The 19,569-nt window shown below is 51.2% G+C and carries 15 protein-coding genes and 1 tRNA gene; 10 read left to right on the forward strand and 6 right to left on the reverse strand.

All coding sequences use genetic code 11. The features are described from left to right. Positions 1-18: 18 nt before the first annotated feature. A complete protein-coding gene (locus QET40_RS07185; protein ID WP_280126492.1) occupies positions 19-1,044 on the forward strand; it encodes a L,D-transpeptidase in 1,026 nt (341 codons plus the stop codon). A gap of 215 nt (positions 1,045-1,259) precedes the next feature. On the opposite strand, the gene QET40_RS07190 is transcribed toward QET40_RS07185, so the two are convergent. Further along, a complete protein-coding gene (locus QET40_RS07190; RefSeq protein ID WP_280126493.1) occupies positions 1,260-2,249 on the reverse strand; it encodes a malate dehydrogenase in 990 nt (329 codons plus the stop codon). A gap of 228 nt (positions 2,250-2,477) precedes the next feature. On the opposite strand from QET40_RS07190, the gene QET40_RS07195 reads away from it, so the two are divergent. The 8 genes from QET40_RS07195 (at position 2,478) to purB (ending at position 13,787) form a co-directional block, all read left to right on the forward strand. Next, positions 2,478-3,260, forward strand: coding sequence for a VC0807 family protein (locus QET40_RS07195; protein WP_280126494.1), 783 nt, complete (start codon positions 2,478-2,480; stop codon positions 3,258-3,260). A gap of 98 nt (positions 3,261-3,358) precedes the next feature. Further along, the gene (locus QET40_RS07200) at positions 3,359-4,894 is read left to right on the forward strand and encodes a sialate O-acetylesterase (RefSeq protein WP_280126495.1); all 1,536 of its coding nucleotides are present in this window, start codon (positions 3,359-3,361) and stop codon (positions 4,892-4,894) included. Positions 4,895-4,930: 36 nt separating this feature from the next. After that, positions 4,931-5,968 carry a GDSL-type esterase/lipase family protein gene (locus tag QET40_RS07205; RefSeq protein ID WP_280126496.1) on the forward strand — a complete coding sequence of 346 codons (1,038 nt, stop codon included), beginning with the start codon at positions 4,931-4,933 and terminating at the stop codon, positions 5,966-5,968. An 87-nt stretch (positions 5,969-6,055) separates the two neighbouring features. After that, positions 6,056-6,520, forward strand: coding sequence for a hypothetical protein (locus QET40_RS07210; RefSeq protein ID WP_280126497.1), 465 nt, complete (start codon positions 6,056-6,058; stop codon positions 6,518-6,520). A gap of 484 nt (positions 6,521-7,004) precedes the next feature. After that, the gene (locus tag QET40_RS07215) at positions 7,005-9,149 is read left to right on the forward strand and encodes a polyribonucleotide nucleotidyltransferase (protein WP_280126498.1); all 2,145 of its coding nucleotides are present in this window, start codon (positions 7,005-7,007) and stop codon (positions 9,147-9,149) included. A gap of 150 nt (positions 9,150-9,299) precedes the next feature. Next, positions 9,300-11,561, forward strand: a complete 2,262-nt coding sequence (locus tag QET40_RS07220) for a multiheme c-type cytochrome (RefSeq protein ID WP_280126597.1) — start codon at positions 9,300-9,302, stop codon at positions 11,559-11,561. A 70-nt stretch (positions 11,562-11,631) separates the two neighbouring features. Further along, positions 11,632-12,276, forward strand: a complete 645-nt coding sequence (locus tag QET40_RS07225; protein ID WP_280126499.1) for a TetR/AcrR family transcriptional regulator — start codon at positions 11,632-11,634, stop codon at positions 12,274-12,276. Positions 12,277-12,362: 86 nt separating this feature from the next. Further along, positions 12,363-13,787: an adenylosuccinate lyase gene (purB, locus tag QET40_RS07230; protein WP_280126500.1), complete on the forward strand. Its 1,425-nt coding sequence runs from the start codon at positions 12,363-12,365 to the stop codon at positions 13,785-13,787. Positions 13,788-13,893: 106 nt separating this feature from the next. Here the strand turns inward: purB and QET40_RS07235 are convergent, their stop codons facing one another. The 5 genes from QET40_RS07235 to QET40_RS07255 form a co-directional block, all read right to left on the reverse strand. After that, on the reverse strand, positions 13,894-14,982 hold the full coding sequence (locus QET40_RS07235) for a metallophosphoesterase (protein WP_280126501.1): 1,089 nt from the start codon (positions 14,980-14,982) through the stop codon (positions 13,894-13,896). 279 nt (positions 14,983-15,261) lie between these two features. Continuing rightward, positions 15,262-15,336, reverse strand: a tRNA-Thr gene (locus QET40_RS07240). 64 nt (positions 15,337-15,400) lie between these two features. Then, on the reverse strand, positions 15,401-17,518 hold the full coding sequence (locus tag QET40_RS07245) for a DNA gyrase/topoisomerase IV subunit A (RefSeq protein ID WP_280126502.1): 2,118 nt from the start codon (positions 17,516-17,518) through the stop codon (positions 15,401-15,403). Positions 17,519-17,700: 182 nt separating this feature from the next. After that, positions 17,701-18,066, reverse strand: coding sequence for a hypothetical protein (locus tag QET40_RS07250; RefSeq protein ID WP_280126503.1), 366 nt, complete (start codon positions 18,064-18,066; stop codon positions 17,701-17,703). 117 nt (positions 18,067-18,183) lie between these two features. Next, positions 18,184-18,963 (reverse strand): TIGR02206 family membrane protein, encoded by a 780-nt coding sequence (locus QET40_RS07255; protein WP_280126504.1) that lies wholly within the window; start codon positions 18,961-18,963, stop codon positions 18,184-18,186. A 76-nt stretch (positions 18,964-19,039) separates the two neighbouring features. Here QET40_RS07255 and QET40_RS07260 point away from each other — a divergent pair, with 76 nt between their 5' ends. Next, positions 19,040-19,555 carry a thioredoxin family protein gene (locus QET40_RS07260; protein WP_280126505.1) on the forward strand — a complete coding sequence of 172 codons (516 nt, stop codon included), beginning with the start codon at positions 19,040-19,042 and terminating at the stop codon, positions 19,553-19,555. Positions 19,556-19,569: the final 14 nt, after the last annotated feature.

The raw sequence follows: 19,569 nt of genomic DNA on the forward strand, positions 1-19,569 counted from the left end.
GGAGGATGTGTTGCCGCCATGTTGCTGATATGTGCATGTTCTTCCTGCAGCTGGGTGACTCCGCATGTCAAGGAAACGACGATTCGCAGCGAAACATATAAACCCCGGCCGTTTGATCAGTTGGATGGTTTTTTCAACAACGGTTTGATACCCGGGGATACGGTCAAGTGGCAGGATAATCCTTCTGCTCCGGGAGAACCGGAGATTGTGATCGATAAAAAGAAGCAGATGGGATATTTCTATCGAGGTGATCAGTTGATGGGATATTTTCCTGTGAGTACGGGCAAACACTCGGTGAGTACGCCGGAGGGCGAGTTTAAGGTGCTTCTCAAGAATTCGGAACACCATTCCTGCTATGGGCAGTTTGTTTCGAAAGAAACGGGTAAGGTGATGAATGACAACGCCGATATCCGTGTTCATGCCGTTCCCGAAGGTCAGCGTTTCGTTCCGGCCGAGATGCCGTTTTTCATGCGGATCAAGGATACGGTGGGCATCCATCAGGGGTATCTTCCCGGGAAACCCGCATCGCACGGTTGTATCCGTGTGCCGGATCTCGTTGCGGCGAAGTTGTTTAATGCGACCCCGGTCGGTACCCGCGTACTGATCAAGGGGGATCTGGGTAAGGATTTCTTTGTCAAGAGGGATGCCCAGAAGGCGGCTAAGGCTTTAGCAGCGAAACAAAAGGCGGCTTCCCTTGCTGCTGACGGGCAGAAGACTGTGACTGGGGCGGGCGGCGCTGCAAATCAGGAGAAAGGAGGCGCCGATTCTCCTGCATCCGCCAGCCAGACTCCGCCTGCGACTGTTTCTGTCAATTCTTCCTCTTCGTCCCAGGATGTTCAGGTCCCCGCTGTTTCTCCTGCTCCGTCTCAGGATGTCCCGGCTCCGTCACTGGAGGAACAGAAGGTCCAGGCGCCCGCCGAGTCGGACAAACCTGTTCGGGTCGTGGTGCCAGTGTCGGCATCGGAGGCCGATGAACCGGCTTCATCCGGTACCCCCCAGCCTCTTTCCGCTCCGGCAGTTTCTCTTCCCCAAGCGGAGCCTTGATGGAGAAACGGAAATAGACATGCAAGGAATCGGGCGTGGCAGGGAATATTCGTCTCGCCATGCCCTTTTTTCGGTCAAGAGAAGGAAGGGGTACCCCCCATTTTCTATCAAGAATGAGATTGGATCTCATATCGACATCAGAAAAGAGGCCTTCCCGCCGTTGTGTAGCGGAAGGCCTCTTTTGAGATATTGATTAGAAAAAACGAGGGTGTTTTTTACAGGATGCCGAGTTCGCGAACGGCGTCGCGTTCTTCCTTGAGTTCGGCTTCGGTAGCGGCAATCTTTTCCTTGGAGAAGGCATCGATGTCGAGACCTTGAACGATTTCCCAGGAACCGTCGGCTTTGGTGCGGATCGGGAAGGAGAACATGAGTCCCTTTTCGATACCGTAGGAACCGTCGGAACAGACGGCAACGGAGTACCAGTCTCCTTCGGGGGTGGGGGTGACGAGGCTGCGAACGGTGTCAACGGCGGCGGAGGCGGCGGAGGCGGCGGAGGAAGCTCCGCGGGCTTTGATGATGGCGGCGCCGCGCTGCTGGACGGTGGTGATGAAGTCATTCTGGAGCCATTCGGTGTCGGTGATGACTTCCGTGACGGGCTTGCCGTTGATCTTGGCGTGGGTGAAATCCGGATACTGGGTGGAGGAGTGGTTACCCCAGATAGCGAGGTTGGTGACGTCGGTGACATGAACTCCGGCCTTGTCGGCAAGCTGGCTCTTGGCGCGATTTTCGTCAAGACGGGTCATGGCGAAGAAACGGTTTTCGGGGATGCCGGCGGCGCTGGCTTTGGCGATGAGGGAGTTGGTGTTGCAGGGGTTGCCTACGACGAACACCCGGACATCGGGAGCGGCATTGGCGGCGATAGCCTTGCCTTGTCCGACGAATACCTTGCCATTAATCCCGAGGAGGTCTTTGCGTTCCATACCGGCTTTGCGGGGGACGGAACCGACGAGAATGCACCAGTTGGCTCCCTTGAAGCCTTCGGCGGGATCGCAAGTGGCAACGATATCATTGATGAGGGGGAATGCAGCGTCGCGCAGTTCCATCACAACGCCTTGGAGGGCGTTCATGGCCGGTTCAATTTCCAACAGGCGGAGATTGACGGGCTGCTCGGGCCCGAACATGGAGCCGGAACCGATACGGAAAAGGAGGGAGTATGCAATCTGGCCGGCTGCACCGGTTACTGTGACAGTAATAGGAGTTTTCATGATCTTTGGAAATTTGATGGAGAATTCCACCTGATGCCTATGTCTGTAGCATGGAAATCCCGACGGGTCAATCGTGCAAAATGGCTTCTGCCCGATGAAGTGCCCGAGGGGTAGGAATGTATTCAAATGCTTGATTGAGTGGGGGATTTTATGGTAATTACGACTCCGCAGGAGAGGGGGATGTACCTTCTTTTCTGACAGGATTGATTTTTGCTCTCTGAAACTAACATGCCGGATTCTTCTCAAACTGCGTCCCGTTCGTCTTCCTCGTGGTGGGGGATTTTAATGAGTGTTTTGATTCCGGTAGCAGTCCTGGAATATTGCAGCGAGGGAGCTATTGATCCCTGGATCCGCATGCCGGGACAAAGGGTTTGGGAGATCGGGCCGTTGTGGGCGATGGTAATTGCCCTGGCGTTTCCGATCGGGTACGGACTCCATTCCCGTTTCCGCGATGGGAAGTTTGATTTGATGTCTGCCGTGGGGATGACGGGGGTGATTTTGACGGGAGTAATCAGCTTGTTTGTCATAGCTCCCGACGGTTCGGTGCATTTTTGCACACCGTGGTTATTTGGGGTAAAGGAGGCGTTGATTCCTCTCTTTCTGGGGGTAGTTGTCGTGGTGTCTTCTCGGACGAATGCTCCTTTGTTGAAGACTTTTATTTATAAAGACGATGTTTTTGACGTACGGTTGATTGAACGTGAAATCCGGTCGAGGGGGCATGAAACTGCCTATGATTCCTTGTTGGCGCGCGTGACCTGGATTCTTGCAGGTGCTTTTATGCTTTCAGCCTTTGCGAACTTTGCTGTGTCGTATGGCTTCATGTCTCCGGTTGTTCTGCTTCCCGTGTCCGAGCAGCAGGTTGCTTATAATGTGGCTATAGGGAAGATTACCTGGTGGGGATTTCTGATTATCGGGGTTCCTCTTCTGGCGGCGCTGGGGGTGATCATTGTGCACTTGATCAACAGCCTGGAACGATTGACGGGGCTGGGGAAAAAGCAGTTAATGAAATAAACCATCCTGTGGTTGACAAGAAGTTGGCCTCTTGGGTGGGCTGCTCCGCTTTCCGAGGTTGCGGTACAGTCGGGGATATGTTACAGAGTTGTCCTCCCATGAAAAAAATCTCCCTAGTATTTGGTATTTTATTGACGGCGGCATGTTCGGTATGGGCTGCCGCGCCACAATTTGACCGTGTTTTCGGCAGTCATATGGTGCTGCCTTATGGCAAGCCCGTATCTGTATCGGGGACAGCAGATCCGGGGAAGTCCGTGGTCGTTTCCTTCGGCAACAATAAAGTGAAGGGTAAGACTGACGCTCAAGGCAGGTGGATGGTGTCTCTCCCTGCCATGAAACCGGATTCTACCGGCAAAGTTCTGGCGGTGGAGCAGGGGAAGGAGAAAACCGAATTGGAGGATATTCTCGTTGGCGTTGTCTGGGTTGCCTCCGGACAATCCAATATGGCATGGAGAATGAACCAGACGCCTTCCGGAAAGGATGAAATCCCCTCGTCGGCCAATCCCATGCTGCGGCTTATGCATAACGAACCCCAGGCGGGGACATCCGGCCGCAAGTATGGTGAACATGAATTTTCCGTGTTGACTCCGGAAGGTTTTTTCAAGGGTGAATGGAAGGTGGCTTCCCCGGAAAGCGTGGCTCCGTGTTCTGCTGTCGGGTACTATTTTGCGCGCGATTTGCAGAAGTCGCTCGGGATGCCGGTTGGGTTGATTCATTCCTCGTTGGGCGGTTCGGAAATGGCTGCCTGGCTGCCTTCAGAAATCATTGAAAAACGTAGGGAATACGCATCTTGCCGGGGAAATGAATGGCTGGAATCTCCCTTCATTTCAGCCTGGGTACGAGGGCGAGCCAAATTAAATATTTCTGACCGTTTGGAGAAAGGGGAAACGCCGGAGCATCCTTTCAAACCGGCATTCTTGTATGAGAGCGGAATTGAATGGTTGACCGGATTGCCGGTACACGGGATCCTTTGGTACCAAGGCGAATCCGATGCCGAAATCAATGATTCCAGGCAAAACAGGAAGTTGTTGATGGATTTGATCCAGTCCTGGCGCGCCGGGTGGAAGAATCCGGAACTGCCATTTGTCATGATCCAGTTGCCGCGTATCAAAGATCATAGTCCTTTGCGCATTCACTGGCCTGAGTTCCGAGAGGTGCAGAGTGATGTCGCCGGTGAATTGAAGAACGTAGAATTCGTCAATACGATCGATTTGGGATCGGCGGACAGTAATGTCCACCCTCCGGAAAAGATCGAGGTGGGCAAACGCGCCGCTAATGTGGCCTTGAACCGGTTTTACGGGAGAAAAGGACAGGCCTTTGGCCCGGAACTGAAGGATTGGAAAATCAAGGGAGGGCATGTATTCCTGCAATTCAAGTACTCGGAAGGGTTGGTGACGACAGATGGTCAGACACCGAAGTGCTTTGAACTGGCTGGTGACGACGGTGTATTTTATTCCGCAGAAGCAGTGATGAATTGCGGCAATGGCGGCGTTATGGTGATTCTTTCGTCTCCCGATGTTCGCAAACCTGTGTCAGCCCGGTATTGCTGGGACAGTTTTGTTGAACCAAACCTCGTGAACGGAGCCGGTCTCCCGGCGGTCCCCTTCCGTACGGACGGCGATGAGGAAGAATGAAGACAGCTTTTATTCCAACGATATAAAGCGATGAACATGAAGATCGGAAAATGGATAGGACGCGCTATTTGCCTTCTGCTGGCTGGTTCTGCGTTACAAGTTTGGGCGGAGACAACGAAAGTTGCTTGCGTGGGCGATAGTATTACCTTCGGTTACGGTATTGGCGCCCGGGAGACTATGGGATATCCCGCCGTTCTCGGCAAGTTGCTGGGGCCCGGTTATGAAGTCAAAAACTTCGGCAACTCGGGCAAGACGGCCGGAGATTACCCTTCCCAGAAGAAGAATGGACGCTGGTATGGGGATACTCCCCAGTACAAGGATTCCGTCGCGTATGCGGCCGATGTTTATATTTGTAATCTCGGCATTAATGATACGGGTTCGTGGTGGGATGCCCGATTGTTTGAACAAGGCTACGACAAGTTGTTGACAGCATGGCACAAGGCCAACCCCAAAGCTCATTTGCTGGCATGGGGAAAATTGGGCCCGGATTTTCGTGGACCGGCCGGCAAGAAGGCTTTTCCCGGAAATGTCTTTGCTCCGGATTATAAGTTCTCCGGGACAGACAATGGCTCATCCGCCAGACGGGGCGATGCCGAGAAGCTGATTAGCCGGGTGGGTGGAAAACATAAAGTAAAACTCTTTGATGCGTATACGGCCATGGCTTCCAAGCCGCAGTGGTATGGGGACGGCTTGCATCCGAATGCATCCGGAGCCAGGCGCTTGGCCGAGATTACTTTCGCCAAGCTTGTTCCCGTGTTAAAGATCAAACAGCCTGTACCTGTCATGAAAAAGGAGGATGATCAGTTGGTTATTTCCAATTCCGGGGAAACCGGTATTTTGATGGAAATGTATGCTATTTCCGGCCCCGGAAGGGCGGTGTTTGTTTTTGGAAAAGATACTGTCCTGCATCCCGGTGAGGAGATCGGGATCACTCTTGGTGAGAAAACGGCCAATGATCCGACGGAGAAACTTTGCTGGAAGGTATCTGGAACTCAGGAAACTGATTTCCAATTACGCCCTTTGAAAAAACCATTTCCTTCGGAAAATAAAGTACCGGGACAGGGAAGAGATTGACTCATCCATGTCGTGTGGGTATAAAGAACCGGTTCCATCGATTCTGTATTAAGCCTTTTCGATGAATGATACCTCACACAAACGAATATGAGAACATCCCCATTTATTTTGACTGCCGCCGGCATTTGCATGGTTTCCGCTTCGGTACAGGCAGCGGAAACCATGAAATCGGTTCTTTCCGAATTGGCTGATACGCTTGCTGCCCTGAATACGCAGTTGGATACTATCAAAGATAAGGATTCCGCGACGGCTGCTGCCCCGGAGATTGAAAAGATCGCTACCAAATTCGCCGCTCTGACGGTGAAGATGATGAAGCCTGATAACCTGACCCCGCCTGCTCTCGAAGAAAGTGCCGATTTGCAGGCTCTCCAGAAGAGGATGATGGACATCAATACGAAGTTCCAAGACAATCTCTCTCGCATCGGACAGGGTGGTTTCATTACCCCGGAACTTGCGAAGGCGTTTCAAGCTTTGCAACCCAAGGATCCGTCCGCAGCTCCTTCTCCCGCTCCTGCTGCCGGAGATAAGGAGGAAGAGAAGACCGATAAGTAAGTACGGGTTTATTCCAATCTTTTCCGAAGACCTTCCGGCGTTATGTCGGAGGGCCTTTACCGTTGCCGGAGGGAGAGAAAAAATGTATTTTATTGATAAGTTATTTAATGGCAAATAATATATATTCCCCATGAAGATAGGGGAATCTCGTAGCCTTGTAACTATTTGCTTGCATTATCCTTGTAACCTCTTATTGTGTAGGGCAACGTTCGTGGATTGTGTCCATGGCCGTTTTTTCGTCGGGCATGCCTTGAGAAATTTTAAAATTTTATCCAAGGCCGAAACAATCGGCGGGAGTTGGATTAGACGTTTGATTCGTAGGAATGTACGCCTGGTCACGTTTTCGGAACCCTTCTGGTTTTCCCGGAGATGGAAAAGATTCTTCCTGAGGCACTGCCCGTACCTGACCATCACCTGCGCAATGCCCACCCCTGGCCGGCGCGTGTGATTAGCTGCGGCCGAGGGTGATTGAAAAACAAGAAATATGAGTATACATTCGATTGAATGCAATGTCGGTACAAGCCCCATCATCATTGAAACCGGCAAAATGGCCCGTCTGGCTGACGGCGCTGTAACCGTGCGTAGCGGCGACACCATCGTACTGGTGACGGTCGTCAGTGCCACGAAGATCAAGGAAGGCCAGACCTTCTTCCCCCTGTCTGTGGAATACAAGGAAAAGGCTGCCGCTGCCGGGATGTTCCCGGGAGGTTACTTCAAGCGCGAAGGCCGTCCCACAGAAAAAGAAATCCTGACTTGCCGCATGACGGACCGCCCGTTGCGTCCCATGTTCCCGAAGGGTTATTTCTACGATACCCAGGTGATTTCCCTTCTTCTTTCCGCAGATGGCGAGAATGAGCCGGACATTTTGAGCATCAACGGCGCTTCTGCGGCTTGCGTGATTTCCGACCTTCCGTTTGCCGAACCTGTCGGTGCTGTGCGCGTTGGTCGAGTCAATGGTGAATTCGTCATCAACCCCGGCAACAGCCTCCGCGAAGAAAGCGATCTTGACCTTGTCTTCGCTGGTACGAAGGATCAGGTGATCATGATCGAAGGTTCTGCGAAGGAACTCTCCGAAGACGATTTTATCGCTTCCCTTCACCTCGCCCAGGAAAACGTGCGGATCATCTGTGAAAAGCAGGAGGAACTTCGCGCTCTTTGCGGCAAGGAAAAGCGCTCCTACGAACTCTGCCTTGCCAAACCGGAATTGCTTGAAATCGGTTACGAAATTGCCGGAGACCGCATTGAAGATGCTATTTATGCCGATTCCAAGATTGAACGGCAGAAGAAGGTGGGCGCCCTCCGCAACGAAGTGGAAACCGCTATTAAGGAACGCCATCCTGAAGCGACGGATTTTGATGTGGAACAGGTGTTCGAATACATCCAGAAGAAGGCTTTCCGCATTTCCATCATGGAGAAAGACAAGCGTGCTGATGGTCGTGGCATCAAGGAACTGCGTCCGTTGACCGCAGAAATCAATGTCCTGCCTCCCGTAGTGCACGGTTCCGCCTTGTTCGCTCGCGGTGAAACGATGTCCGTCTGTTTGGCGACTCTTGCTCCGGTGGAAGACAAGCAGTATGTGGATAACTATACGGGCAGCTCCAATGAAAAACGTTTTATTCTTCACTACAATTTCCCCCCGTTTTCCGTGGGTGACACGGGGCGTTTCGGAGGACAGAACCGCCGTGAAATCGGTCATGGCGCTCTTGCCGAACGTTCGATTGCTCCCGTGGTGCCGAGTGCTGAAGAATTCCCGTATGCGATTCGGATTTCCTCTGAAATCATGGAATCCAACGGTTCTACCTCGATGGCTTCCGTGTGTGCCGGCGTGATGTCCCTTCTGGCAGCCGGTGTGCCGCTGAAGCGTCCGGTGGCCGGTATTTCCGTCGGTTTGGTGACGGAACAGAACGACCAGCATGAGATCACCAGCTATAAGACCCTTCTGGACATTATCGGATCCGAAGACTTCTACGGTGATATGGACTTCAAACTTTGCGGTACGGAAGTTGGCGTGACTGGTTACCAGCTCGACTTGAAGCTGCCCGGTATCCCGCTCTCCATTTTGGAAGAAGCTATCCGCCTTGCCAAGCAGGGCCGCATGCAGATTCTGGAAACGATGAACGCTTCCATTTCTTCTCCCGCACCGATGAGTCCGAATGCTCCCCGCATTGAATCCACGAAGATTCCTGCCGACCGCATTGGCGAACTTATTGGTCCGGGCGGTAAGAATATCAAGGCGATCCAGGCTGAATCCGGAGCCGACATCAACATTGAAGATGACGGTACGGTACATATTTATGCTTCCAAACAGGAAGGTCTCGACCGGGCCATGTACCTGGTCAAGCGCATGTTCCAGGAAATCGAAGTGGGTGAACTCTATTCGGGTAAAATCGTTTCCACGACCGCGTTTGGTGCGTTCATGGAAGTGTTGCCCGGCAAAGACGGTCTCATCCATATTTCCGAACTTGCCGATGGCCGCACCGCCAAGACGGAAGATGTGGTCAATGTCGGTGATATGGTAACTGCCAAGTGCATCGGTATTGATGACAAGGGGCGCGTGAAAATGTCCATCAAGGCCGCGATTCGCGAACAGAAAGCGAAGGAAGCCGCAGACCGGGGCATCACGGAATAATTTTCCCCGGTAATTCTATTTTATGCTTTTTCAGCCCTTTCCGGTTTGCCCGGAAGGGGCTTTTTTGTCATCATCCCTCCAGCAGGAAACTTGCATGGTGCCGGGATGCTGCTCATTGATCCGGCGTAAGCCGGGAAGTTATTGACTGTGATGGAAACAGAAAAAAAATCCTCTCGTTTGTCGTGGATCATCTGGATGGTCTGTGGTGCGGCAGTGCTCTTGGGTATCGGTTCGGCTTTGTTGTGGTGGAACCGTTTGAAGACTGATGCAGTCCGACAGGATAGGCCGATTTATCAAGGAGCTAGCGCCCATTGGGACCAAAGCGAGGTGCCGGTTTCCTTGCAATGTGCGGCTTGTCATCCGGAGGAATTTCGTCAGTGGAGTAATTCCGATCACGCCTGGGCCTTCCGCAAGCTGGATCCCCAGCTTGACGCCGAAGCTTTCCATGGCAACAAATTGAAGGCTCATGGGAGTACGCTTGTATTTTCGACAGGGAAGGATGGTGAGAGATCGGTGTCGGATGAGAAGTCTGGTAAAACATGGAAAGTTGCCTGGGCTACCGGTCGTACGCCGTTGGTGCAGTATCTGCTGCCGGCGTCCGATGAAGGTTATCATACGATGAGCGCCGCGTGGGATGTGAACCATAAAGAATGGTTCGATATTTTCGGAAAGGAAGAACGTTCCTCCAACGATTGGGGACATTGGCTCGGTCGCGGGATGAATTGGAACTCCCAGTGCGCATGGTGCCACATGAGTGATTTCCGTAAGAATTACGACCCTGCTGCCGACCGTTATCATTCCACATGGAAAGAACCCGGTGTGAGTTGTATTCAGTGTCATGGCCCCTTGCTTAACAAACCTGAGGACAAGACCGGTTGCATGATTTCCACCGTACGGAAGCCAACTCTGGAAGAGAACCACGACAATTGTGCTGCATGCCATGCCAGACGGGATGAGTTTGACCATGAATTCTCCATTGGCAAAAAATTTGATGACCACTTTCAATTGGTTTTGCCCGTTCAGCCCGGTGTCTTTTGGCCCAACGGTATGCAACGCGATGAAGACTATTGCGAGACGGGGCTTCGTCTCAGCAGGATGGGTAAGGCGGGGGTGACCTGCCTGGATTGCCATGATCCTCATTCCGGCCTGCTCAAGTTGCCTCAGGAAAACAATGCCCTGTGTATGCGTTGTCATGCTACGGGTGAGAAAGTCAACGGAGTGGCGGCTCCGGTGATCGACATGGCGAAGCATACGCCGTGTCCGCCGGATTCCATGGGGGGACGCTGTGTCGAGTGCCACATGCCGGAGAGCCCTTATATGGCGCGTGATCCTCGCCGGGACCATTCGTTCAATTCTCCCGATCCGGCCATGAGCCTGGAATTGAAAATTCCCAATGCCTGTACGATGTGCCATAAGGACAAGGATGACCAATGGGCCGCCCGTGTCGTGGAGCAGTATTATGGCAAGACTCCTAAAATGGCTCGTTATCGGGATCGTACCCGGGCAGTTCAATGGGCCTACGATGGTGATTCACGTGCTCTGGACGCTTTGCTGAAAGCGTATGGACGTGAAGAGAACGATACATGGAAGGCAACACTGATGGAGTTGCTGGATTCCTGGTCTGATGAGCAGCGTGTCCAGTCTTACGCACTACAGGGGATGAAGTCGCCAACACCTTTGTTGCGGGCGGCGGCGGCCAAAGTTCTCGGCAGGACAGATCCCCAGGCGTTGAAACCTTTGCTCCAGGATTCCTCGCGTGTTGTCCGCCTGCAGGCGGAATGGGCTCTTCGGGATGAACTGCCCCAGGAGAGTGCCGGATTTCTGGAATTGGGCAGGGCAGCCATGCACCAAGCCGACCAGCCGTCCGGTGCCATGAAACTTGCCCAATTGGAAGCTGGACGAGGTAATGATGAAGCGGCCCGCGAGTGGTTCGAGAAAGCTCTACGCTGGGATGCCACATCTCCTGTCGTTCGTCGTGATTATGCCGTTTATCTCTCCGGTAAAGGGAAAATTAATGAAGCGGTAGCTCTTATGACAGACGCTGTCAAACTTTCTCCCCAAGATGCTTCCCTATGGTATCTTTTGGGGCTGGGACAGGTTGAAATTGGACAAAATCAACAAGCTTTGACGTCTTTTGAAAAAGCAGTTGAAATTGATGAATTTTTCTCACGTGCCCGTTATAATATGGCATTACTTTACAATAGTTTGGGTAACCATGAAATCGCTATTCGCGAATTGAAAAAATGCATGAAATTTGAACCGGAAAACGCAGATTATCCCTACGCGATAGCCACAATTTATTCCCAAATAGGAAATAAAGAAAAATCAAAGAAATATGACGAACAATCCTTAAAGATTAATTCAAATCATCATGGATCTTGGAGAATTCTGGAACCCTCGTCTAGACAATGAAGAAAAAATGAGATAAAGTCCCGCAAGGCATATTCAAAGAATGGCGCCCATCATCCAAAACCAGATCTCTATGACAGACATACGACGCAAACAGGCTGAACGGTCCGCAGAAACGAGTACTCGGATTCTTGACGGAGCTCAGAAATTGTTTTCCAATAATGGATTTGAAGGTGTTTCCATGCGTGCTATTGCAGCGGAAGCACAGGTGAACCTTGCTTCTATTGTCTATTACTTCGAGAGCAAAGAAGGCCTGTATTTTGCTGTCATCGACCGTTATGCGGAAGATATTCTTGAGCTTCGCCGCAGAGCCGTGGCAAAAGCAGACAAGAACCCGTCTTTAGAGGGATATGTTCGTGCTTTTATGGAACCTGCGTTTCAGATTCTTTTGGATTCCAAATACGGAGGTTGTGAATTTGCCAGACTTTTGTGGCGTCTTCCCCATGAACCCGAATTTATTCAGGAGAGAATGACTCCAAAATACGTTACTCCGATTTATGAGTTGTATGTGACGTGTATCAAAAAACTTTACCCTGATGTTTCTATCATCTACATCCAGTCTATTATGCATATTGCCAGGTCACTCTTCTTTTCTACGCTGGGGCGTAGCGCCAGTAGCAACATCTGGCCTTGCGAGGCCTTGAGCAGCGACTACGAAGAGGTGTTGAATCGCATGGTGAAATCCCTTTGTTCCGCATTGGAATCAATGCTGAAATAAAAAGGCCTGGATTTGCTTGGTTATGTGGATTTACAGGTGGATTAGGCGTGCATTCTTCGCTTGCCAGTGGTAAAATAGGAGCAGATATGAGTGTCATTCCCAATGTTTTAGCGGAGAGGTACGCTTCTTCCGCGATGAAGTCCATTTGGTCGGCCGAAGGCCGTATTGTTCTCGAACGTGAATTCTGGATTGCCGTGATGAAGGCGCAGAAGGATCTGGGCCTGGATATTCCGGACGGTGTGATTGAAGCCTATGAACAGGTCAAGGATCAGGTCAATATGGATTCCATCAATGCCCGGGAACGTATTACGCGGCACGACGTCAAGGCTCGCATTGAAGAATTTTGCGATTTAGCTGGATGTGAACATATTCATAAGGGAATGACTTCCAGGGATTTGACGGAAAATGTCGAACAACTTCAGGTTTGGCGTTCCATGCAAATCATTCGCGACAAGGCCGTCGCGGTTCTCGTCCGCATGAGTACTCGTGCCGGGCAGTGGAAGGATGTACCTCTTGCAGCCAGGACGCATAACGTAGCGGCTCAGACGACGACAGTAGGGAAAAGGATAGCTATGTTTGGCGAGGAAATCGTCCATGCTCTTTCTTCCTGGATTTCAACGATGGATCGCTATGCTGTCCGTGGACTTAAAGGAGCTGTCGGAACCCAGTTGGATCAGTTGTCTCTGTTCCAGCAGGACAAGGTTCGCGTGATTGAATTGGAAAACCGTGTGTGTGCCCATCTCGGCATTCCCTCCAAGTTGATGAACGTCGGGCAGGTGTATCCGCGTTCTCTGGACTTTTCCGTCGTTTCCGGCTTGGTAGAACTTACCTCCGGTTGTTCTTCCTTTGCCAAGACATTGCGCCTGATGGCCGGCCATGAACTGGCGACGGAAGGATTTGCCAAGGGACAGACGGGTTCCAGCGCCATGCCTCACAAGATGAACGCCCGTTCCTGTGAGCGTGTTAATGGTTTCCATATCATCCTCAAGGGATTGCTGACCATGATCGGCGGACTTGCCGGTGATCAGTGGAATGAAGGGGACGTTTCCTGCTCAGTGGTACGGCGCGTTGTGTTGCCCGATTCTTTCTTTGCTGCCGATGGATTGTTTGAGACCTTCCTGACGGTTTTAGACCAAATGGGAATTTACGAACCCGTTGTCGAAGCGGAACTGCGTCGTTATCTGCCCTTCCTGATGACGACGACTATTCTCATGGAAGCCGTCAAGCGTGGTGTTGGCCGTGAAACCGCCCACGAAGTCATCAAGGAACATGCTGTGGCGGTTTCCAATGATCTCCGTAAGGGCTCAATCACATCCAATGACTTGTTGGATCGTCTCGGTGCCGATTCACGTCTCGGCATGACGCGGGCGGAACTTCAGGAAATTTTCGACCATAATTCCCGGGCAACAGGCATGGCCGCCTCGCAGGTGGATTATTTCCGTGATTCTGTGGAAGCTCTTGTAGCGGAGTACCCGGCTGGTGCTTCTTACAAACCGGGGGCTATCCTGTAAATTCAAGAGCTGTCGGTATGGCTGTACCGGCTGCATGATAAATATCCGGGCTGTTTCTGCCGTGATGTGCAGAGAACAGCCCGGATTTTTTTGGGAAGGGAGACACTCAGGCTTTTTTCAGGCGAAGAATGACGATTTCGGACGGTACTCCGAGACGTATTGGAAAGCCGTTCCAAATCCCTGATCCGTTTGAGACAAACAATACCATGTCGCCGACATGGTATGAACCGGAGACGTAACCGGCATTGAATCCGGCTACAATACGGTTTACTCCGACGATCATTCCCCCATGGGTATGTCCTGAAATTTGCAGGTCCACTCCGTTTCGGGAAGCCTCGGGTGCTAGTCGGGGCTGATGGGAGAGAAGGATTCTGGTCATATAGTGCGGTGCGTCGTTCAACGCCTGTTCGATGGAAGGCTGTGGATGTCCTGTACGACCTGCTGTAGGGTCGGTAACGCCCGCCAGTACAATTCCGGCCTTACCCGTACCGACGAGTACATGCTCATTCGGAAGCATTTTGATACCCAAACAGGAGAGAAAATCCATCCATTGATCGTATCCTGAATAATATTCGTGATTGCCCGGAACGCCGTATACACCATACCGAGCGGAAAGATTCTGAAGGGGGAGAAGATCCCTGCCACGGATATTGACCGGTCCGTCTACAAAGTCTCCGACAATGACGGTCAGATCCGGTTTGCAAGCATTGGCTCGATCGACGATAGACTGGATGCGGTCGGCTCGGGTTATACTGTCCGCATGCAGATCGGCCAGTACGGCAATAGTCATGCCCTCCGCTTCCAGGGGCAGATGCTTGAGGAAGACCGTTTCTTCCCGGACATTAGGCACGCTGGTACCATTGATGATGCCGAATGTTGCCAGGATGAGAGATAGGATCAGCAGCACCAGATTGGCATGGTTACTGGCAAATGGGAACTTGGCCTTTCCTCTGCGGCGGAAACAAAGACGCAACAAGTGACAACATCCGTTGAGAATATTAGCAGCCAGAAGCAGGAAAAAAAAGATGAACAAGGTGGCAAACAACCAGGTTGTGATCATCAGAAAACTTTTGGGAAGATCCGGCGCAAAAAACATAGGACCACCGATAAGACCAAGTAGATAGAATTTGAAAGCTACGGCGGCTAGTACCAAAAGGAGTCCTGTTTTCCAGATTCTTTTGATTTTCAACGGCATGATTCCTCTCCAAAAAACATAGAGAGTCAGTACTGCTCCAAAAATAATCATAGCATTCATTCAAGGCTGTTTATAAATGCAGAAGATATGTTCGGCAAGAGAGCTTCCCGTTTTATTTGTCTCCTTCCTTTCCTCTTGTTGTGTTGAGAAGCTGAGAAAAAGTATGGGGATGGTTTCAGGTGTTCTAGAACTAGTCTGATTCTGAAAGTGAGACGATATTTACCAAGTGAAATCAAAAAAGAAACCCTCATAAGCGTTTGTGCTTATGAGGGTTATAAATGGAGCCGATTGTCGGATTTGAACCGACGACCGTCCGCTTACAAGGCGGGTGCTCTACCCCTGAGCTAAATCGGCATGACTTATGTGGGAAACAATATAGTGGCTGTAATTAGTTTGGCAAGGGAATTCGTTGTCAAAATCAGAAGAGAGATCCCTGTGTCATGGGGGGAGATGTATCCTGAGAAGAATCTTCAGGATGTTCTTCCGACGAAGATGCGGAGGGAGGAGGGATTTGCGATTGAGCAGGGACTGGGGAAGCGGGAGTTGCCGGGCTGTCTTCCTGTTGTTTGGATGGCGCCATGATGCGAGAGACTCGGTCTACCTGGTGTTTGATGACGATGTTGCCTTGCGCATTACGGTTTTTGATGCGGAGTTCGCCGAAAGAATAGGACCGGACGAGGTTGCGCAGTTTGAGAACGGCTTTTAGATAGACGTTGACGCTGATGGCGGCGCTGTCTTCTTCCGTGGCGTGTACGCTGAAGTGAAAGATACGCGTACCTTTGGTCCCTTTGGTTAAAGGGTATTCCTTGTCACGGGTAAATCCTCCGATCTTGAAGCGTTTGGCGTACAGGGGACCGTTACGACCATCCCGGTACATGAGGTTGAAGACGGGATCGTCGTCTTTGCGAAGGATATTGATGTAGAGCGGGTTTTTCCCGGCAAAGAATTTTTCCTGAATGCGGACTACTTTCAGGACGCAATCGGCATCAATGATGAGGACGTCATCAAGGGATGAGCACTTGCAAATGGGTTCGCCTTTTTTGACGCCGAATCCGGCGAAACCTTCTTCGTCGAGGTAGAGAGTTTCCAATGCGGCGGCAACTTGGGCGCGGTCGACGGTACCGAATGCTTCCAGACGGGTTTTTCTGGGGAAGGCGGCTCCGTATTTTTTACGGATGTTCTCGAACCAGCGAATGGTGTAGCGGGTGAGGTTGGCGAGGTTTTTTTCAGTTTTGGCGATGTCTTCTTCAAGGTGGAGGAGGTTTTTCTCCGCCTTGTCGGCATCGTATTTGGAGATGCGTTTGATTTTGATCTCGGTTAAGGCAATGATGTCGTCGCGTGTAACGGGGAGCTTGAGGTGGGAGATGAAGGGTTGGAGGGCGTTGTCGATGGTGTCGAGGACGCTTTCCCAGGTTTCGCAATCTTCGATTGTCAGATAGATGCGGTTTTCGATGAAGATACGTTCCAGACTGCAACGGTGCCATTCCTGATTGAGCTCCTGGAGCTGGATTTCAAGTTCCTGCCGGAGAATGCTCCGGGTGTTGTCTGTGTTGTATTTGAGGATTTCACTGACCCCCATGAAGTAGGGTTTATTGTCGCGTATGACGCAGGCATTGGGGGAGATGCTGACTTCGCAGTCGGTGAAGGCGTAGAGGGCCTGGCGCATCTGTTCGGCATCGCTACCGGGGGGGAGGTGGACGAGGATGTCGGCATGTTGTGCCGTGTTGTCTTCGACTTTTTGAATTTTGATTTTCCCTTTGTCGGCAGCTGCGACGATGGATTCTATCAATTTATCGGTAGTGACACCGAAGGGAACTTCCGTGATCCGGAGGATTTTTTTGCTTTCTATTTCAACTCTGGCACGCACGCGGACTCTTCCGGTACCACGGTCTCCATCACGATAGTCCGTGGCATCCATGATGCCTCCTGTAGGGAAGTCGGGTAGGAGGGTGAACTCTTCTCCCCGAAGGTGGGCAATGGAGGCGTCGATGAGTTCGTTGAAGTTGTGAGGAAGGATTTTGCAGGAAAGTCCAACGGCAATACCTTCTGCTCCCTGGGCTAGAAGGAGGGGGAATTTGACTGGCAGTGTAACCGGCTCCTTGTTGCGTCCGTCGTATGAGAGTTGCCATTCGGTGACTTTGGGGCTGTAGACGACTTCTTTGGCGAAGTGCGTGAGGCGCGCTTCTATGTATCGTGAAGCAGCGGCAGGATCTCCTGTGAGGATGTTGCCCCAGTTTCCCTGTGTGTCGATGAGTAATCCTTTTTGTCCTAGGGTAACGAGGGCGTCTCCGATGGAGGCGTCGCCGTGGGGATGGTATTTCATGGTGTCGCCGACGATGTTGGCGACTTTGTTGAAACGTCCGTCGTCCATCCGCTCCATGGAGTGCAGGATACGTCTCTGGACGGGTTTGAATCCATCGTTGATGTGCGGAACGGCGCGTTCCAGAATGACATAGGAGGCATAGTCCATGAAGTAGTCGGCATACATGCCTTCCACTGTCCGGCGGGGTGGAATTATGTCGGGTGGGTTACTCACGTGTGATTAATTATAGGGAAGTGCTTTTCGAAGGGCAAGCGGGATTCCCGTACGGGAGGGATGTAAAATGCATGTGTTGCTACCATATTCCCAAGGTTGAAAGGGATCGGCAGACATAAAAAAACTTCCCTTTGCCGTAGTTGCAAAGGGAAGTTTTAAATTGTCATCCAATCGGATGGGAATTATCCAACGAACTTGGCTCGAAGGGCGTCGGCTTCTTCACGAAGCGCGGTAAGTTTTTCGACAAGGGATTCGAGTTCCGCGATTTCTTCCATAACAGCCGCGAGACGGCGGAGGTCATCAGGATTGGTGACAACGATCATTTTTTTGGAACGCTCGGTTGTATTTTTAGAACCGGGCTTGCGGCCACGCCTTTTCTTGGCTGCCTTAGTCCAATTGGAGATGGTTACTGCGCTGACTCCGAATTTTTCAGCAGCTGCCTTCTGTGCGCCACGTCCCGTGAAATTAGCAATGAAATCAAGGATTTCTGCTTTTTCCGTTTCTGTGTAGCGCTTGGCCTTAGTGGTTTGATTGCTCTCGTTTTCCATAACAAATTGTTTGAGATGAGAAAAATATATAAAATTGAGTGAAGGATGCAAGTAAAAATTACGGATTGGAACTATGTTTTTTCAATATCGTATCATGGCTTCAAAAAATTGCTCTCTTCATGCCTCCATGTTGGCACTCGTGTTTTTTTGGGTTTGTTTTGTTGCATAATTAATTTGTCTGGAACGTATTATATGAAATGGAATGTCTAGCAAAAAAATAATAATGAATCCAGGAATTTGCATGACGACAAGATACCATGGCCAAGGGCCGAAGAGAGAAAGGATGGAATCCGATTCGGGAATATGGAGGACAAATCCAAAATTGGTATTCAATAATATATTAATAGGGTAAATTGCAATGAGATAGCATATGCCGAAGAGTTGCGCCAAAAATTTTCCGGATGACTTCGGAACCCATTTAAAAACAAGGGGGATGAATAAGGCACACAGGATGACGAGCGAGTGGCTGGTAAAAAATGAAAAATAGAGGGGAGTTGGATAATCATACTCCAGAGAAGGAGTTATCAGTGCCTGGGCTGTGGCGGCCAGGGAACAGAAGTAGGTACAGTTTGAGAGGGGAGAGTATGGCTTGAACATGGACCAGGCGCAGCAGACGAGCATGATATCGCAGAAATGAAGGGGGAGAAGTTCCTCCCATGGGGTAGACGGAACTGTGAAGTGTGTCGCCAGGACTCCTCCGGGGATAACGGCTAGGCAAAGCCATCCGAGGATTCGGGCGGTACGGTGTTTTTCGGCTTGGTTTTGCTTTCCGGCATGCCGGATAACCCATGTGCCCAGGATGGCAGCAACGGCTAATGCTGCGAAATGGGAGAGGCTGTATTGGGTAAATAAGGGAAGGAGTGTGCCTTCTACAGACGTTTCGATAGGGTGAGGCATGGATGCTTTATGCCTGAATTGGGCGGTGATTCGAGTCATTTCTTGCTTTTCATGCTGCTTTGTATTGACCATATTCATGCGCATGAAACAGTGGCTGGCAGCTTGTGTGAGCGCGGTAGTGATCGCCGGATTGTGCGGATGCGACGATTCGGAGGAGCGCCGTGCCAGGTATTCTGAGAAAAAACCGGCCCCCAAGCCTTTGGAGAGAACATTTACTCCCCCTCCCGCGCCAATGATCGGAGATCACAAGGAAGAGAAAGTGGTTGTGATGAGCGAGTACGTGGGAGATGACCTGAATCAGATAACCGGGATGTCGGGGCGTAATGTGTTGCTTGTGTTCTATGCTCCATGGTGTCCCCAATGTGCCCAGTATCGGACATCGTTGATGAATTACGCCAAATCTCAGAAAGGGCGTTGTTTTGTACTGACGGTGGATGCGGACAAGTACCCTCAGATTGCCCAGGAGTACGGGGTGGATGCCGTTCCAAAAACTGTACTTTACGTGGAGGGGATGCGCTTGCGCGACATGGTGGGGAATGTGAGTGCCGAACGTCTTGGCGAGTTGATCGATGATACGTTGAAGACGGAATGAGAATTTTTTGATGC

This window comes from Akkermansia sp. N21169 (genome assembly GCF_029854675.1).
In the GTDB taxonomy this organism is placed as follows: domain Bacteria; phylum Verrucomicrobiota; class Verrucomicrobiia; order Verrucomicrobiales; family Akkermansiaceae; genus Akkermansia.

Coding starts and splice junctions, on each gene's coding strand:
- QET40_RS07185 (WP_280126492.1), top strand. CDS start 19: ATGTTGCTGATATGTGCATGTTCTTCCTGCAGCTGGGTGACTCCGCAT.
- QET40_RS07190 (WP_280126493.1), bottom strand. CDS start 2,249: ATGAAAACTCCTATTACTGTCACAGTAACCGGTGCAGCCGGCCAGATT.
- QET40_RS07195 (WP_280126494.1), top strand. CDS start 2,478: ATGCCGGATTCTTCTCAAACTGCGTCCCGTTCGTCTTCCTCGTGGTGG.
- QET40_RS07200 (WP_280126495.1), top strand. CDS start 3,359: ATGAAAAAAATCTCCCTAGTATTTGGTATTTTATTGACGGCGGCATGT.
- QET40_RS07205 (WP_280126496.1), top strand. CDS start 4,931: ATGAAGATCGGAAAATGGATAGGACGCGCTATTTGCCTTCTGCTGGCT.
- QET40_RS07210 (WP_280126497.1), top strand. CDS start 6,056: ATGAGAACATCCCCATTTATTTTGACTGCCGCCGGCATTTGCATGGTT.
- QET40_RS07215 (WP_280126498.1), top strand. CDS start 7,005: ATGAGTATACATTCGATTGAATGCAATGTCGGTACAAGCCCCATCATC.
- QET40_RS07220 (WP_280126597.1), top strand. CDS start 9,300: ATGGAAACAGAAAAAAAATCCTCTCGTTTGTCGTGGATCATCTGGATG.
- QET40_RS07225 (WP_280126499.1), top strand. CDS start 11,632: ATGACAGACATACGACGCAAACAGGCTGAACGGTCCGCAGAAACGAGT.
- purB (WP_280126500.1), top strand. CDS start 12,363: ATGAGTGTCATTCCCAATGTTTTAGCGGAGAGGTACGCTTCTTCCGCG.
- QET40_RS07235 (WP_280126501.1), bottom strand. CDS start 14,982: ATGCCGTTGAAAATCAAAAGAATCTGGAAAACAGGACTCCTTTTGGTA.
- QET40_RS07250 (WP_280126503.1), bottom strand. CDS start 18,066: ATGGAAAACGAGAGCAATCAAACCACTAAGGCCAAGCGCTACACAGAA.
- QET40_RS07255 (WP_280126504.1), bottom strand. CDS start 18,963: ATGCCTCACCCTATCGAAACGTCTGTAGAAGGCACACTCCTTCCCTTA.
- QET40_RS07260 (WP_280126505.1), top strand. CDS start 19,040: ATGCGCATGAAACAGTGGCTGGCAGCTTGTGTGAGCGCGGTAGTGATC.